The 16,823-nt window shown below is 51.9% G+C and carries 8 protein-coding genes and 2 rRNA genes (1 of these 10 running past the window's edge); 3 read left to right on the top strand and 7 right to left on the bottom strand.

The annotated features are described in order from the left end of the window. Positions 1-167: 167 nt before the first annotated feature. The 4 genes from ACGG9R_RS02460 to rpoB all read right to left on the bottom strand — a co-directional run bounded on the left by ACGG9R_RS02460 (position 168) and on the right by rpoB (position 10,135). Positions 168-899: a hypothetical protein gene (locus tag ACGG9R_RS02460; protein ID WP_390151027.1), complete on the bottom strand. Its 732-nt coding sequence runs from the start codon at positions 897-899 to the stop codon at positions 168-170. 121 nt (positions 900-1,020) lie between these two features. After that, the gene (locus ACGG9R_RS02455; RefSeq protein ID WP_390151025.1) at positions 1,021-1,797 is read right to left on the bottom strand and encodes a hypothetical protein; all 777 of its coding nucleotides are present in this window, start codon (positions 1,795-1,797) and stop codon (positions 1,021-1,023) included. Between the two features lie 359 nt (positions 1,798-2,156). Further along, positions 2,157-6,308, bottom strand: a complete 4,152-nt coding sequence (gene rpoC, locus ACGG9R_RS02450) for a DNA-directed RNA polymerase subunit beta' (protein WP_390151022.1) — start codon at positions 6,306-6,308, stop codon at positions 2,157-2,159. 23 nt (positions 6,309-6,331) lie between these two features. Then, entirely contained in the window at positions 6,332-10,135 is a 3,804-nt protein-coding gene (gene rpoB / locus ACGG9R_RS02445; protein WP_390151019.1) for a DNA-directed RNA polymerase subunit beta, read from the bottom strand. Between the two features lie 557 nt (positions 10,136-10,692). Between rpoB and ACGG9R_RS02440 the strand changes: the two genes are divergently transcribed. Both ACGG9R_RS02440 and ACGG9R_RS02435 read left to right on the top strand, forming a co-directional pair. Next, positions 10,693-11,088, top strand: coding sequence for a competence type IV pilus major pilin ComGC (locus tag ACGG9R_RS02440; RefSeq protein WP_390151016.1), 396 nt, complete (start codon positions 10,693-10,695; stop codon positions 11,086-11,088). A 132-nt stretch (positions 11,089-11,220) separates the two neighbouring features. Next, positions 11,221-11,403, top strand: a complete 183-nt coding sequence (locus ACGG9R_RS02435; RefSeq protein ID WP_390151014.1) for a hypothetical protein — start codon at positions 11,221-11,223, stop codon at positions 11,401-11,403. 395 nt (positions 11,404-11,798) lie between these two features. Here the strand turns inward: ACGG9R_RS02435 and ACGG9R_RS02430 are convergent, their stop codons facing one another. Further along, positions 11,799-13,610 carry a YadA C-terminal domain-containing protein gene (locus tag ACGG9R_RS02430; RefSeq protein WP_390151011.1) on the bottom strand — a complete coding sequence of 604 codons (1,812 nt, stop codon included), beginning with the start codon at positions 13,608-13,610 and terminating at the stop codon, positions 11,799-11,801. A 700-nt stretch (positions 13,611-14,310) separates the two neighbouring features. Between ACGG9R_RS02430 and ACGG9R_RS02425 the strand changes: the two genes are divergently transcribed. After that, the gene (locus ACGG9R_RS02425) at positions 14,311-14,523 is read left to right on the top strand and encodes a hypothetical protein (RefSeq protein WP_390151009.1); all 213 of its coding nucleotides are present in this window, start codon (positions 14,311-14,313) and stop codon (positions 14,521-14,523) included. A gap of 422 nt (positions 14,524-14,945) precedes the next feature. On the opposite strand, the gene rrf is transcribed toward ACGG9R_RS02425, so the two are convergent. Both rrf and ACGG9R_RS02415 read right to left on the bottom strand, forming a co-directional pair. Continuing rightward, positions 14,946-15,062, bottom strand: a 5S ribosomal RNA gene (rrf, locus tag ACGG9R_RS02420). 85 nt (positions 15,063-15,147) lie between these two features. Beyond that, a 23S ribosomal RNA gene (locus tag ACGG9R_RS02415) occupies positions 15,148-16,823 on the bottom strand (it continues 1,250 nt past the right edge of the window).

The following is a 16,823-nucleotide window of genomic DNA, read 5'->3' as shown; positions in this document are numbered from 1 at the left end:
GTATGGAAATATGTAATTTAAGGTTTATGGTTCAGGGTTCAGGTGGCGGCTTCGCCGCAATGATGTATGAGGCGATGCCCGAAAGTAGTATTCAAGTCACTAGTCCCTCGAGCTTCCTAATTCCTAGCTGTTAATTCCTAGTCACCTGTCACTGGCAGCCCCTTTTCTTATTGATTCTTCCCCAGCACCACGCCGAGGTCTTTATATCCTGCTGCCCCATTGAGCTCTTCCTTCGCGGCCGCATTCACCAGATCATCGATGGCATATAGGAGCGGCGCTTTGCCTTCGTCGGGGGTGAAAAGCATCAGGACATCGAGTCCCTCACTTCCGGGGAAGAAATAGGAGCGGCAGTACATGGGGAGCTTCATCCCCTCCGCATTGTAGGTGATCAGCCCGCCTGCGGTATAGACATAGGCCTCATCGACATCCAGGCGGCGGAAAGGCTCCAGCCGAGAAAGCTCTACCTTGATCGAAGAATCCGCAGCGGGGCCGATGGCATTGCGAGCCAGACTCAGTACCGTCTCTTCGATCCCCTTCCGAAGAGGGGATGCCGGATTTAAGAGTGCGCGGTTCATCTGCATCAGCCGGCGCCAGACATGTTCATCACGATTCATCTTGAAATACGGCTTCAGCGCTTCCGCCATCTCTACAGGAAGCAGCGCGCGAATGATATAGCCGGATGAGAAGCTCTGCTGTTTTTCCAATGTATACTGCAGCTGTCCCATCTGATAAGGAATGTCTTTCTCCATAAAATGGAGTGTCTCCGTCCCCGCTGCCTCCCGGTAGGTGAAGCCTTTGGGAAGCGAAGCGGCTGCGACGGCATTCATATCATACGCTTCTCCCCCCGCAGAGATCCCGCAGGCCAGCGCGAGCGTGAGAAGCAAACATTTCCATTTCATGGAAAATCCCCTTTCAAAAGTAAATGCAGCAGTAAAAAAGCTTACGCTGTCCTGCCTAGATGGAGCGCACATCGTAAAGCGGAAGCACCGCGCATTTTGAAATCATCGCATCGCTGCTATCTCATCTCTTCATCCGATAGAATCCATACAGCAGGAGATCCGACAGCTGTTCGGCCGCCGCGTGGCTGCCATTCACCTCGATCAAATAGTACTTATCCCCCGCTTTCAAAAGATTGGCAGAGATCCAGAGGGGAAACGACAAGCCCTTTTCATTCGTCAGGATGACCTTCGCCTCCTGTCCCCAGCGGTAGGTACCGTCTTCATTTTTGAAAGCACGCCAGGGGACGAATCTCAAGATCTTCACCTGTATAGATGGACCTTTTGTCTCAGAAAGCACCTGATCCACCAATGCCTGGAACTCCGATGTCTGGATCTTCGGCATTCCAAAGAGCGAGGTCGGACGCTTGGCATCCTCAAGGAAAGCCGTAGACCAGAAGCGGGCTGCCTTCGGATGCCCCTCATGGAAGAAATCCTTCTCCGTCCCCGAGATGACATAGATGCCCGCGCTGTATGTCCCGCGCACATCCGTCTTGCGTATCTGGTACATGTGCATCGAGTCATAGGGATACGGCGCTTTCTCCGGATACAGCTGCATGCCTGGCGGTACCGTCAGAATCGACCACATCGCAGCACGCGCCGATCTCCCATAATTTTCCCGGTGTGTCCCTTCGATCATGAACCGCGAGAGCTCTGACCCGCCGCCATCCGTGACCGTCACGTCCTTGGGAAATGGCAGACGGCCGAGCCCATCGATCACAAGATCCTCCGCATCGGAGATCGAAAGCCCCGTCACTGAGAGCATCGCAGCTAGCGCGAGAGGGAAGAGTTTTTTTATCATAGCATCTCCTTGAAAAATCCGAGAGCAGGAAAATGTATTCCGTGTGAACCATTGGGGATGCACCCCTTTGATCTTGGGCGAAAGAGATTCGGGAGATCCTATAGAGGCAGCGAGGCCGTGCAACGCATAGGATCGTAGGATCATCGCGGAAAGGGATACAGACGACGCCTGTGATGCAAGTCCCCCTGTCATATCTATTCTATTGTAGAGAATCTCGAAGAAATTCGCAAGAGGAAAGCACGGTGACCTGCGGCAAGTAGCTGCTGCCCAGTAAATACGCCGGATCGTGCAGAATACCCTCCATGCAAAAAGCAGTCCCCACGATGTGAGGACTGCTTTGGCTACATCTGATGCATCAATTATTCCGCATCGGATCCGGTTTCGAAGGATTCACCCTTATGGATGACATTCAGCTTGCGGTAACGGGACATGCCTGTACCAGCCGGAATAAGTTTGCCGATGATGACATTTTCCTTGAGGCCGAGGAGCGGATCTTCCTTGCCTTTGATCGCTGCTTCGGTGAGGACACGGGTGGTTTCCTGGAAGGAAGCGGCGGAGAGGAAGGAGTCGGTCGCAAGAGCTGCCTTGGTGGTACCAAGGAGCAGGTTTTCGCCGACGGCTCTGTCTTTGCCTTCGTCGTCAAGACGCTGGTTCATCGCACGGAATGCGACGATGTCGACAGTCTCGCCCGGGAGCCAGCCGGAGCCGCCCGGTTCGGTGATCTTGATCTTACGCAGCATCTGATGAACGATGATCTCGATGTGTTTATCGTTGATCTCTACGCCCTGGCTGCGGTAAACCTTCTGGACTTCCTTGACGATATAGTTCTGAGTCGCCTGTACGCCAAGGACATCAAGGATATCGTGCGGGTTGATGTTACCTTCAAAGAGGCGGGTGCCGGCTTTGATGAATTCGCCGTTTGTGACGGAGATCTTCTTCGCTACCGGGATCTTTTCGCTTTCCGGGGCGATTTCCGGATCATTGCTGGTGATGGTAATGATCTTGACATTCGGGTTATCCTCTGCACTGGTGATGGAAACCGTGCCGTCGATACGGGAAATGATCGCATTGCCCTTTGGTTTGCGGGCTTCGAACAATTCTTCGACTCGTGGAAGACCCTGTGTGATATCTTCTGCAGAAGCAACGCCGCCGGTATGGAAGGTACGCATGGTCAGCTGGGTACCCGGTTCGCCGATGGACTGTGCAGCGATGATGCCGACTGCTTCGCCGATCTCTACGTGACGGCCGGTTGCCAGATTTCTGCCATAGCACTTCGCGCAGACGCCGTGAGCGGAGTGGCAGGTGAGGATGGAGCGAACCTTCAGCTTGTCGTAGTATTTCTGGATTTCTTCTGCCTGTGCATCGGAAATTTCTTCATTCTTCTTCGCGATAACTTCGCCGGTGGTCGGGTTCACGACATCTTCCAGCGGGCAGCGGCCTGCGATACGGTCAGCCAGAGACTCGATCGGCTGGCCTTTTTCTTCGATGAGGGAGACTTCGACGCCTTCCGCTTCATCCATACGGACTTTGAGCACCGGGATATCGGAAACGAGGATCTTCTCTGCGACATCGCTGTCGATGACGGTGCCTGCCGGGAAGAGGACATTGCCTTGGCGGTCATAGGCATCTTCTTCGAGTTTCTTGCCTGCGAAGTGGACAGTCAGATGATGGCGCATCGCGCGGTTGTATTCAGCGACAGCATCCTGTGTGCCGAGGTCAAAGGTCTTCGGTTCTGCGGCTTCGATGCCGTCAGCGGTCGGGATGATGACGGAAATATGTTCTACGAGGTGACGGTTCAGCAGGGTCACATCGTCCGCATCGAGGGTCTTGCCCTTCACGAGGAGGATATCTCCATTTCTGCGGTCGAGGACATCTTCATCCAGAACTGCGCCGAGGAGTGTCTGCTTGAGACCCATGATGGTCTTCTTGACTTCCGGCTGAGAGGCGATAAGGCTCTGTTCTCTGTCGAAATTCAGGACCTGTACGTCGCAGTCTTCTTCGCGAACGATGACGTCCTGGGAAACGTCAACCAGACGACGGGTAAGGTAACCGGAGTCTGCGGTACGGAGTGCGGTATCGGCAAGACCCTTACGAGCGCCGTGGGAAGAGGTAAAGTAATCGAGGACGGTCAGACCTTCACGGAAGTTTGCCTTTACAGGGAGTTCGACCGTCTTACCGGAGGTATCGGCGATGAGGCCGCGCATGCCGGCCAGCTGACGGATCTGGTTATCGTTACCACGGGCGCCGGACTGGGCCATCATGGTCAGCGGGTTGAACTTCACCATAGAGCTCTTCATCGCAGCACCGACTTCGTCGGTCTTCTTGCTCCATACTTCGACGACTCTTCTGTATCTTTCGTCATCGGTCATGAGGCCGCGGCGGAAGAAGCGTTTGATCTGTTCGACTTTTTCATCGCCGTCTTCCAGGATCTTATCCTTTTCCGGTGGTACAGCGACATCGTAAATGCCGATGGAAATACCAGAGATCAAAGCGTAGTGGAAGCCGAGGGCTTTCACGGAGTCGAGCAGGTCGCCGGTCGCCTTGAATCCGAGTTTCTTGAAGCAGTCATTGACGAGCTTGCCCATCTGCTTCTTACCGATAGTGACGCCGAGACCATTGTTTTCGACGGTATAGGTATTGCCATTTTCATCAAGGCGCTTTTCATGACGCTTGTAGAAGAAACGCAGTTCTCTCGGGATCGCATAGTTGAAGATCAGGCGGCCCGGGGTGGTGATGACAAGATCATCATCAGATTCATTGAATCCATCCGGACGATCTTCCTTCGGGATGAAGACCTTGATGAAATCATGGATCTTGATCTGATGCAGGTTGTAAGCCAGCATGACTTCGTCATAGCCGGTGTAAGCGCGAAGCTTGGAGGTGTCCATCTCATCTTCGGCTTTCTTCCACTGCTTCATGACATCGAATTTCGCCTTCGGATTTTCTTTCTTTTCTTCATCGGTGAAATCGACCTTCGTATCATTGGCTGTCTGTACGATGGTGAGGTAGTAGGAGCCGAGAATCATATCCTGCGAAGGAATTGCGACTGGCTTGCCGTCCTTCGTGGACAGGATGTTGTTGATGGAGAGCATCAGGGTGCGTGCTTCAGCCTGCGCTTCAACGGACAGCGGCAGATGGCAGGCCATCTGGTCACCATCGAAGTCAGCGTTGTAGCCTGGGCATACGAGCGGATGCAGCTTGATCGCGCGGCCTTCCCAGAGGATCGGTTCGAAAGCCTGGATACCGAGTCTGTGCAGTGTCGGTGCGCGGTTCAGAAGGACCGGGTGTTCTTTGATGACATCGCCAAGGACTTCCCAGACTTCCGGAGCGAGCTTATCGACCTTCTTGCGTGCTGCCTTGAGGTTGCTTGCGACGCCTCTCTTGATGAGTTCATGCATGATGAACGGTTTGAAGAGTTCGATCGCCATTTCCTTCGGCAGGCCGCACTGGTACATTTTGAGCTCAGGTCCGACGACGATAACGGAACGGCCGGAGTAGTCGACACGTTTGCCGAGAAGGTTCTGACGGAAACGGCCCTGCTTGCCCTTCAGCATGTCGGAGAGGGATTTCAGCGGGCGGTTGCCCGGGCCGGAGACGGCGCGTCCGCGACGGCCGTTATCGATCAGGGCATCGACAGCTTCCTGAAGCATACGTTTTTCGTTTCTGATGATGATTTCCGGAGCACCGAGTTCCAGAAGTCTCTTCAGACGGTTATTTCTATTGATGACGCGGCGATAGAGGTCATTCAGGTCGGAGGTGGCGAAACGGCCGCCATCGAGCTGGACCATCGGGCGCAGATCCGGAGGGATGACCGGCAGGACAGAGAGGATCATCCATTCCGGCTTGTTTCCGGAATGCAGGAAGGCTTCGACTTCTTCGAGGCGACGGATGCATCTGACCTTGCGCTGGCCGCTGCCCTCTTCGATCTCTTTCTGCAGTGCTTTTTCCAGCTTTGGCAGATCGAGCTCTTTCAGCAGGTACTGGATGGCTTCTGCGCCCATCTGGGCTTTGAATGCTTTCTTGCCATAGGTAGCTACGGCATCCTGATATTCCTGTTCATTCAGGACCTGGCACTTGGACAGGTTCGTATCGCCCGGATCGAGGACGATATAAGCTGCAAAGTACAGGACTCTTTCGAGCTGGCGAGGAGAGATCTCAAGGATGAGGCCGATACGGGACGGCGTGCCCTTGAAGTACCAGATATGGGAAACCGGGCAGGCCAGAGAAATATGACCCATGCGTTCACGGCGGACTTTGGAGGAGGTGACTTCGACACCGCACTTATCGCAGATGGTGCCTCTGTAACGCATCTTTTTGTACTTGCCGCATTTGCATTCCCAGTCTTTGGTCGGTCCGAAAATCTTTTCACAGAAGAGGCCGTCGGTTTCTGCCTTCAGGGTTCTGTAATTGATGGTTTCCGGCTTCGTCACTTCCCCGTGAGACCATTCAAGGATCTTTTCCGGAGAAGCGATACCGATTTTCATGGAATCAAATTCATTTACATCTAACAATTGATTAGCGCTCCTTTCCGGAATCAGTCATCCTGGCTGTCATTCGTAAAGCCAAGTTCTGTATCAAGATCAGTTTCACCAAAGCCGGCTTCTACGGGAGCCTGTGCATTGGCTTCTGCTTCGAGTGTATCATTGAAGGATGCGACATCATCGCCGGCGTTTTCGACAGCGCCATTCATGTGGCTTTCCATGTCGTTTCTGGAATCTGAAACGGCATCATCACCTTCCATGGCTTCTTTCAGTTCATCCTTATGCCATGGCTGTCCGCCGCCGTAGCCCTGTTCCAGATCGCTTTCATCGAGCTCTTTCAGGACGACTTCATCGCCATTTTCATTCAGGATACGGACGTCGAGACCGATGGACTGGAGTTCCTTCATGAGGACCTTGAAGGATTCCGGTACGCCCGGACTCGGGATGTTTTCGCCCTTGACGATCTTTTCATAGGCTTTGACACGGCCGATGACATCATCGGACTTCACGGTCAGGATTTCCTGCAGCGTGTAAGCCGCGCCGTAGGCTTCCAGAGCCCAGACTTCCATTTCACCGAAACGCTGGCCGCCGAACTGTGCCTTGCCACCCAGCGGCTGCTGGGTAACGAGGGAGTATGGGCCGGTGGAGCGGGCATGGATCTTATCATCGACGAGATGATGGAGCTTCAGCATGTATTTCCAGCCGATCGTGACCTGATTGTCCAGTTTTTCACCGGTACGGCCATCATAGAGGTCCGTCTTCGCACCGGCCGGAAGGCCTGCTGCCTTCAGGGTCGCTGCGAGGTCTTCATCTCGGCAGCCGTCGAAGACCGGGGTCGCGATATGGATACCGGACTCGGTCGGTTCCGGCATGCCGTATTTTTCGAAATCATAGCCGCAGTCGATGAGGCGCTGCTTCATTTCTTCATACTTCGGAGAGCCGACACCGGCTGCCATTGCCGCATGGATCTCTTCGCCGAGCATGTGGCAGGCCCAGGAAAGATGGATTTCCAGGATCTGTCCGATGTTCATTCGGGACGGTACGCCCAGTGGGTTCAGTACCAGATCGACCGGACGGCCATCCGGGGTGAACGGCATATCTTCGACAGGCATGATGCGGGAGCATACGCACTTGTTGCCGTGACGGCCTGCCATTTTATCGCCTTCACGGATCTTACGTTTCTGCGCGATGTAAACGCGGACGAGCTTGTTCACGCCTGGTGCCAGCTCATCACCGTTTTCACGGGTGAAGACCTTGACATCGACGACCTTGCCGAATTCGCCGTGCGGCACACGCAGGGAGGTATCACGGACTTCTCTTTCTTTGTCACCGAAGATCGCACGCAGTAATCGTTCTTCCGGCGTCAGCTCCGTCTCGCCCTTCGGAGTGACCTTGCCGACCAGGATATCGCCTGGACGGACGTCAGCGCCGACCATGATGATGCCGTTTTCGTCGAGGTATTTGACAGCATCTTCCGAAACAGAAGACAGCTGGCGGGTGATCTCTTCCTCGCCCAGCTTGGTATCGCGGGCATCGCATTCATATTCTTCGATATGGATGGAGGTGTACAGGTCATCCTTGCAGAGACGTTCGGAAATCAGAACGGCGTCTTCGTGGTTGTACCCTTCCCAGGATACGAAAGCTACGAGTACATTGTGGCCGAGAGCCAGCTCGCCGCCATCGGTCGCCATGCCGTCCGCCAGCGTGTCTCCCGCTTCTACGCGGTCGCCCTTGGATACGATCGGGTGCTGGTTGATGCAGGTGGACTGGTTGGAACGCATGAATTTGATGATGTCGTAGGTATCAAGCTCGCCATTCTCTGCGCGAACGATGATCTGGCGGCCAGTGACTCTTTCGACAGTGCCGGCACGCTTAGCGAGGATGCAGACGCCGGAGTCCTGACCAGCGACCCATTCCATGCCGGTGCCGACGAGCGGTGCTTCCGGACGCAGGAGCGGTACAGCCTGACGCTGCATGTTCGCACCCATCAGAGCTCGGTTCGTATCATCGTGTTCGAGGAATGGAATGAGGGAGGTACCGATGGAGACGACCTGCTTCGGAGATACGTCCATCAGCACGACTTCTTCCGGTTCCGCTTCGAGTACGTCCGGGCCGCGGCGGCTCGCTACATTTTTATGAACGAAATGACCTTCTGCATCGAGCGGTTCGCTCGCCTGTGCGATGATCTTATCTTCTTCGATATCAGCAGTGACATATTCGCACTTGTCAGTGACAGTGTGGGTCTTTTCATCGATCAGACGGTACGGTGTCTCGATGAGACCATACTTGTTGATGACGCCGTAGTTGGACAGAGAGGAGATCAAGCCGATGTTCGGGCCTTCAGGGGTTTCTACCGGGCACATACGTCCATAGTGGGAGTAATGTACGTCGCGGACTTCGAAGCCTGCACGTTCACGGGAAAGACCGCCAGGTCCCAGAGCGGAAAGACGACGCTTATGCGTGAGTTCTGCCAGCGGGTTCGTCTGGTCCATGAACTGAGACAGCTGGGAACTTCCGAAGAACTCCTTGATAGCAGCTACGACCGGGCGGATATTGACGAGCGCCTGTACACTCATCTTATCCTGGTCCTGGGTGGTCATTCTCTCGCGAACCACTCTTTCCATACGGGTGAGACCGATACGGAACTGGTTCTGCAGGAGCTCACCGACGCAACGGACACGACGGTTGCCCAGATGGTCGATGTCATCACTCTTGCCATAGCCCTGCATCATGTTCAGGAGATAATCAATGCAGGCGATGATATCGCAGATCTCCAGCGTGCGGTAATTGTCTTCGCGGTTGCCGGAAGAGCAGATCACCTTGACCGGAGTGCCATCATCCTTCTGGGTCATCACTTCGACCTGATCGAAGGAAGAGAATACACCGCTTTCTTCGATCCTTGCGATCGCTTCTTCATCGATGGTGCTGTTGCCTTCGATGACCACTTCACCCGTTTCCATATTGACGATCGGGCCTTCGGTCTTGTGACCGAGGAGACGGTTCTTCCAAGCCAGCTTCTTATTCAGTTTGTAACGGCCGACCTTCGCGAGATCATAACGGCGCGGATCAAAGAAGAAATTATGGAGCAGCGTCGTACCACTATCTTCGGTAGCCGGTTCACCCGGGCGGAGCTTGTGATAGATCTCGATCAGAGCGGACTTTTTGTCCGTGGTGCTGTCCTTCTCCAGCGTCTTTTCGATATGGATATCATGATCGAAAAGCTCCAGGATCTCTTCATTGGAAGAGTAGCCCAGCGCACGGATGAGGACGGTGACCGGCATCTTACGGTTGCGGTCGATACGGACGGAAACGGAGCCTGCCGGATCCGATTCCAGCTCGATCCACGCACCGCGGTTCGGGATCAGCTGCGCGGTATAGATCTCCTTGTCGAAAGCATCTCTTTCGCGCTTGTAGTATACGCCGGGAGAACGAACCAGCTGGGATACGATGACACGCTCGGCACCATTGATGATGAATGTACCCGTGTCCGTCATGACCGGGAAATCCCCCATGAACAGATCGTGCTCTTTCAGCTCGCCGGTTTCCTTGTTTTCCAGACGCGTCTTCACGTACAGCGGAGCGGAGTAGTTCACATCCTTCGCCTTGCACTGTTCGATATTGTACTTGCCCTTGCCGAAATAGAAATCGCCAAAGTGCAGCGCCCATTTCTTAGCGCTGTCCTCGATAGGAGAAATATCTGCGAAAACATCCTTCAGCCCTTCCTTGCAGAACCATTCATACGACTTCGTCTGCAGATCGAGCAAATGGGGCATCTTCAGTACTTCCTGCGATCTGGCATAGGTGTATCTCTTTTTCTTCCCTACCACGACAGGTCTGAACATCTTGCTGTTCGGCATTCCTTGCCTCACCCTTTCATAAAAACAACATGGCTTTCTTCCTCCCGGAAAAAAGAAGCAGGAAATCGAACCAATCATCGAGTCCCTGCCTGCCTCCGGAAGCATTACACAACCTTATTATATATACTCTACTAAAAGAACCGTTGCGAATAAAAATCATATCACACAAAGTCAATATCCGCAATGATTCTCACGAAAACCCACATAAAGATTTCTTCTATAATGCATATTGTTTATTTTCTTTTATAGAAATTATCATACGCTATATAAAAGTTTTTATGCGTCAATTTTTCTATTGACTTTTCCAGGATCTTCGTTCCGGCTTATTCTAGCATTGTGCTCTGAAAAATGCAAGGGGATCGGCGGCCAGTGAGCGATGACGATTCGCAAAAAAGGTGCTAGTCTTCATGGATGAGTGTTTTCGGAAAAAGTCCCTCTCATCTAATTTGCTCACCGATACCCTGAGTAAGCATTCGCATTTCATATTGGTAAATCCAAAACGGAAAGCGCATAATGAATGAAACGATTCCCCCGTCACTTCACAACAAGGAGGTCCTATGGAAAAAGAAAAGAGAACGATCAAGAAAAGAAAAGGCTTCATGCTTTTAGAGCTCATCATCGTAGTCGCGATCATCGGCATTCTTGCCGCTGTCGCCATTCCGAACTTCGTCGGCATGACCGACGAAGCGAAGGTCGCCAAGATCCAGTCTGATCTTTCCACCATCGGCACCGCCATGGAAGTCTACCACGTCAAGAAAGGCGGCACCTACCCCACCGACCTCTCCACACTCGCAGGCGATAACGGCTATCTGAAAAAAGTCCCCGAACCGCCCACGGGTGCCGGTGCTTATACCGTAGGAAGCAAAGGCGAAGTCACCTGCACCTTTAATGGCGTCACCTACTCCTCCTTCGGCACATCGACGGAAAGCACGACCAGTGATACAGGGAAATAATCTACGCACAAAAGCGCGCCCTCACACTGATATGATCCCCCCTAAAGCAGACAACGTAAATAACCAAACTGCTTTAGGGGATTTTTAATGCCCAAATGAAACGCCGTGATCCCGGAGCGCAGGAAGTAGCGTATGGAGTACCGTGTTTCCCGTTTTCCGATGCCCTCCCGTTTCTTATTGACCGCAAACGAAAAAGATTTCTCGCTTGCGCTCGAAATGACAGTATGGGAAAGCTATGCAGGGACATGGCTCTCCCTCCTTCCTATGGAAGGAGGTGCCCCGAAGGGGCGGAGGTTGGCTCACACAGCGGAATAAAAAGGAATGGGTAAGGAGCATTTTCTCATATCGCCTTCCCAAGCACGGGGCGCGCTTTTGTGTGTGATTGACAGCTGATAAGCCTGCGTGCCTTGCAGGAAAGACCACTCTCCCATATCGTAAGCGTAAGCGTAACCGGTAACTGGTGACGAAAGAGGAAATGACCTGCCCCCCAAAAATAAAACGGCAGCGCCCCCGATGCGGATGACATACCAGCAAGCAAAAAACACCAGCCATAAAGACTGGTGTTTTTGCTTGCCATAGCAGGTCTTCAAAAACAACTAGATGGGTGCTATTGGAATAAATAGAGAAGAGTCTTATCTCGGATAGCCTCCCTATGCACAAGAAGAGGCCCAGACTTTATCTGGGCCTCTTCGAAGTCTACAGGGAAATGATTACTTAGCCTGTTTTGCTTCCAGTTCTTCGATCTTCTTCTGCTGCTGATCCATCTTGTCCTGCATAGCACTGATCATTGCGTACAGGTCAGCTGTGGTAAGACCAGTTTCCGTGTGCTTACCGGATTTACCGATTTTGAAGGTCACACCGACATTGTAAGCATTATCACCGCTGGTCAAGGTCGTTCCCATGCTCAGCATGACATTTCTGTTCGGACGGTAGAATGCACCCAGAGCAAATGCATTCTCGCCTTTATAAAAACCACCTGCGGCAGCAATGTCGAATTTATTGTCCGGATCATAGTCCAGTGGGTGAAGTGCAGCCAGAGCGGATGCCTTGGCGATGCCCTTATTCGCATCGGATTCCACCTGATTGATGCGGCTGTTCAGCGCATTATCGCCTGCAAAGCGAGCTGCCGCTTCATTATCGATGTTGTTCTTCAGCTTCGTGTCAGCTTCTTCACGAGCCTTCGCTTCTGCTTTGTCTGCATCGTCGCGTGCTTTGGCTTCTGCTTCAACCAGTCTGGTATTCTGGTTTACACCATCTGTCAGATTGGTTGCACCATTCTGCATCGCACCATTACCAATTACCTTCAGTGCCGTATCTGCTTTGATGCCATTCTTATCAATCTGTTTCTGCAGCTTCGCGTCTGCATCTTTACGTGCTGTTGCTTCTGCATCGATATTTCCCTGCAGTTTCTGGTCTGCATCTTTGCGTGCTGTTGCTTCTGCTTCAACCAGTCTGGTATTCTGGTTTACACCATCTGTCAGATTGGTTGCACCATTCTGCATCGCGCCATTACCAGCTACCTTCAGTGCCGTATCTGCTTTGATGCCATTCTTATCAATCTGTTTCTGCTGATCCACTGCATTGGTATCCAGTTTCTTCAGTGCTTCGCCGATGCTATCACCATTGGTGATAAAAGTGCCATCTTTATAAGCGCCCATATCCATCTGATCATGAATAAACTCAATATTAGCTTTGTTGCGATCAATCTGCTGCACCTGTTCTGCATTGAAAGCACGATTAGAGTCCTTCCAGTTATCCTTGAGAGTTTTGATGTCACTGGAATTTTTATCAATATTCTGCCGGTTCTGGCTAATCTGCTGCTTGTTGGTGTCAATCTGTGTCTGCAGCTTCGTGTCTGCATCTTTGCGTGCTTTGGCTTCTGCTTCAACCAGTCTGGTATTCTGGTTTACACCATCTGTCAGATTGGTTGCGCCATTCTGCATCGCGCCATTACCAGCTACCTTCAGTGCTGTATCTGCTTTGATGCCATTCTTATCAATCTGTTTCTGCAGCTTCGTGTCTGCATCTTTACGTGCTGTTGCTTCTGCATCGATATTTCCCTGCAGTTTCTGGTCTGCATCTTTGCGTGCTGTTGCTTCTGCTTCAACCAGTCTGGTATTCTGGTTTACACCATTTGTCAGATTGGTTGCGCCATTCTGCATCGCGCCATTACCAGCTACCTTCAGTGCTGTATCTGCTTTGATGCCATTCTTATCAATCTGTTTCTGCAGCTTCGCGTCTGCATCTTTACGTGCTGTTGCTTCTGCATCGATATTTCCCTGCAGTTTCTGGTCTGCATCTTTGCGTGCTGTTGCTTCTGCTTCAACCAGTTTGGTGGTATCTATGCCATTAACCTTATTTTCAAGTCCCTGAATTTTATTCTTTTGATCTTGTAATTCATTGATGATATTGTCAACCTTGTGATCAAGACCATCAATAGTCTGAGCCTGTGCGCCAACCACACTCCCTGCGATCGATGCAGCAGCCAAAATTGCCGAAATTAATTTTTTGCTTTTCATCATACCAATTCCTCCTAATATAAACGCTTTCTAAAAAAGTAGAAACGCAGAATCCATGGGAAAGCGTTTTAATATGGTTTAATAGTACCCCCCCCTGATTTTCGTCTATATGCAACTTTAAATTTAGACTTTATCTAAAATTATTTTTCTAGAACTATTCCACTATCCTGAAACCTTATCCAAAAATGCCGTAGAATAGTACACAAACTGCCTTCACCGCCTGTCACACGATCCCCTCTTACAAGCGTTTTTTGTTGCTACGTGACAGGAAGACGCTTTAATGAGCAGTCTCGCCGCCTCTTTACCCCTGAACCCTGAACCAAATGAAAGCAAAGTAAAAAGAACCAACCATGTAAATGATTGATTCCTTCCCTGGAGTGACTGGGAAACCTTATCCCAGCTGTCTTTCATGCCATAGTCACCCTATCCGCCCCTGCGGGGCACCTTTCCCTAGAGGGGAAGGCTGCGATACGGGAATACCATCCTCTAAAAAGGCGGCGAAGCCGCCCTTGTGAATCTATCCGCTGAACCTATTCGCTCCCCAAGTACCGTCATCCCGAGCGAAGCCGAGGGATCTTTATTGCACTGCCGCCATATGCACACATGCGCCCTCACTCAAACGACGCCTTGGCGCTTCCTTTTTCGCCTTTCCCTCGCTCACGATTTACCGCTCTGCCGGAAGGATCCCTCTACTTCGGCCCTCATGACACACAAGAAAGACGGATCGTCTCATATCGTTTTTCATTCCACTTTCGAGCATCGCCCAATAAAAAAAGGCGACGAAGCCGCCACCTCACCCCTGAACCTTGAACCAAATGAAGGCAAAGCAAAAAGCACATCTTTGCAGATGTGCTTTCATGTTAATCAGCAGCTTGTTCCTCCCGACGATTCCGGCCAACCAAGATTATTCTCTTAAACGCAATGTGAGCCTATCCCTCCTCTCGTATCGTCATCCCGAGCGTAGCCGAGGGATCTTTATTGCTGCGGCTTTGTTGTTCCCTTTGCTCATCCGTTTGCATGAAGCACCGTATCCCACATTCATGGAGTATCAGGCTTCCCGTTTCCGTTCACACGCATACACCGTTTGACCGCAAACGGAAAAGATTTCTCGCTTGCGCTCGAAATGACATGCGGGAGAAGATCGCCCCTCATAGTCTTTCATACCGCCGTCGATTCCAGCCAACCAAAACCGCCAGACAAAATAAAAAGAACCAACCATTTGCATGATTAGTTCTTTCCGTTAATCAGCAGCTTGTTCCTCCCGGCGACTCCGGCCAACCGAGAATGTAAGACAAAGCAAAAAGGACCAACCATTCACATGATTGATCCTTTTTAGTTAATCAGCAGCTTCCTATCCTCCCGGGCCGCTTCCAGCCAAGTACTTTCGGCGTTTGTGAGCTTAACTACCGTGTTCGGCATGGGTACGGGTGTATCCTCACAGCTATCGCCACTGAATCGTTGAGAGTGTCTGTTCTCTCAAAACTATATAGAAGAAAAGTTTTCCGAAGGGCTTCCGCCACTTGGTCGCGCTTGTGAAATTCAAGTTAAGACCTCGACCTATTAGTACTGCGTCGCTCCAACCCTTACGGGCCTTCCACTCACAGCCTATCAACCTCATCGTCTTTAAGGGGTCTTACTCATTGCTGATGAGAAGTCTCATCTCGGGACGGGCTTCACGCTTAGATGCTTTCAGCGTTTATCCTTTCCGGATGCGGCTTTCCAGCCGTGCCACTGGCGTGACAACTGGTACACCGTTGATCCGTCCACTCCGGTCCTCTCGTACTAGGAGCAGCCTCCCTCAAACTTCTTGCGCCCGCGATGGATATGAACCAAACTGTCTCACGACGTTTTGAACCCAGCTCGCGTACCACTTTAATGGGCGAACAGCCCAACCCTTGGAACCTACTCCAGCTCCAGGATGTGATGAGCCGACATCGAGGTGCCAAACCTCCCCGTCGATATGAACTCTTGGGAGAGATTAGCCTGTTATCCCCAGGGTAGCTTTTATCCGTTGAGCGATGGCCTTTCCACACAGTACCACCGGATCACTAAGCCCGACTTTCGTCTCTGCTCGACTTGTCTGTCTCGCAGTCAAGCTCCCTTCTGCCTTTGCACTCTTCGGTCGGTTTCTGTCCGACCTGAGGGAACCTTTGGGCGCCTCCGTTACTCTTTCGGAGGCGACCGCCCCAGTCAAACCGCCTACCTGAGATGGTCCACGAGGTTGTTAGCCTCCGTGTTAGAATCTCAGCAATACAAGGGTGGTATCCCAACATCGACTCAGTATAAGCCAAAGCCCATACTTCAAAGTCTCCCACCTATCCTGTGCATGCATCACCGAGATTCAATCTCAAGCTGCAGTGAAGCTCCATGGGGTCTTTCTGTCCAGTCGCGGGTAACCTGCATCTTCACAGGTATTTCAATTTCACCGGGCCCCTCGTTGAGACAGTGCCCAAATCATTACGCCTTTCATGCGGGTCGGAACTTACCCGACAAGGAATTTCGCTACCTTAGGACCGTTATAGTTACGGCCGCCGTTCACTGGGGCTTCAGTTCAATGCTTCGATTGCTCTGACATCTCTCCTTAACCTTCCAGCACCGGGCAGGCGTCAGCACCTATACTTCAGCTTTCGCTTTCGCAGGCACCTGTGTTTTTGGTAAACAGTTGCTTGGGCCTCTTTTCTGCCACCTTGTTCTGTTCCAGGGGTTTCTCCCTTTCGCTTACTTAAGGTCATCCTTCTCCCTAAGTTACGGATGCAATTTGCCGAGTTCCTTAACGAGGGTTTTCCCGCGCACCTTAGGATTCTCTCCCCGCCTACCTGTGTCGGTTTACGGTACGGGCGGATACTTTCTCACTAGAAGTTTTTCTTGGCAGTGTAGGATCTATGAGTTCGTCATACTTTCGTATAACTCCCCATCGTGTCTCTGCTTTTAGAATCAGGGATTTGCCTCCGATTCAACATACGCACTTGGACGCGCTCTTCCAGTCGCGCGATCATATGCCTTTCTGCGTCGCTCCATCGCTCAAACGATTGTATCCGGTACAGGAATTTCAACCTGTTGTCCATCGCCTATGCGTCTCCGCCTCGGCTTAGGTCCCGACTTACCCTGAGACGACGATCGTTGCTCAGGAACCCTCGGGCTTTCGGTGGAAAGGATTCTCACCTTTCTTTTCGATACTCATACCGGCATTCTCACTTCTTAACGGTCCACATGTCC

It is taken from the genome of Dialister sp. i34-0019-2H8, from assembly GCF_042846925.1.
GTDB lineage: Bacteria > Bacillota > Negativicutes > Veillonellales > Dialisteraceae > Dialister.
Note: the sequence above shows the minus strand (reverse complement) of the source record. Positions and strands in the feature narration are given on the sequence as shown.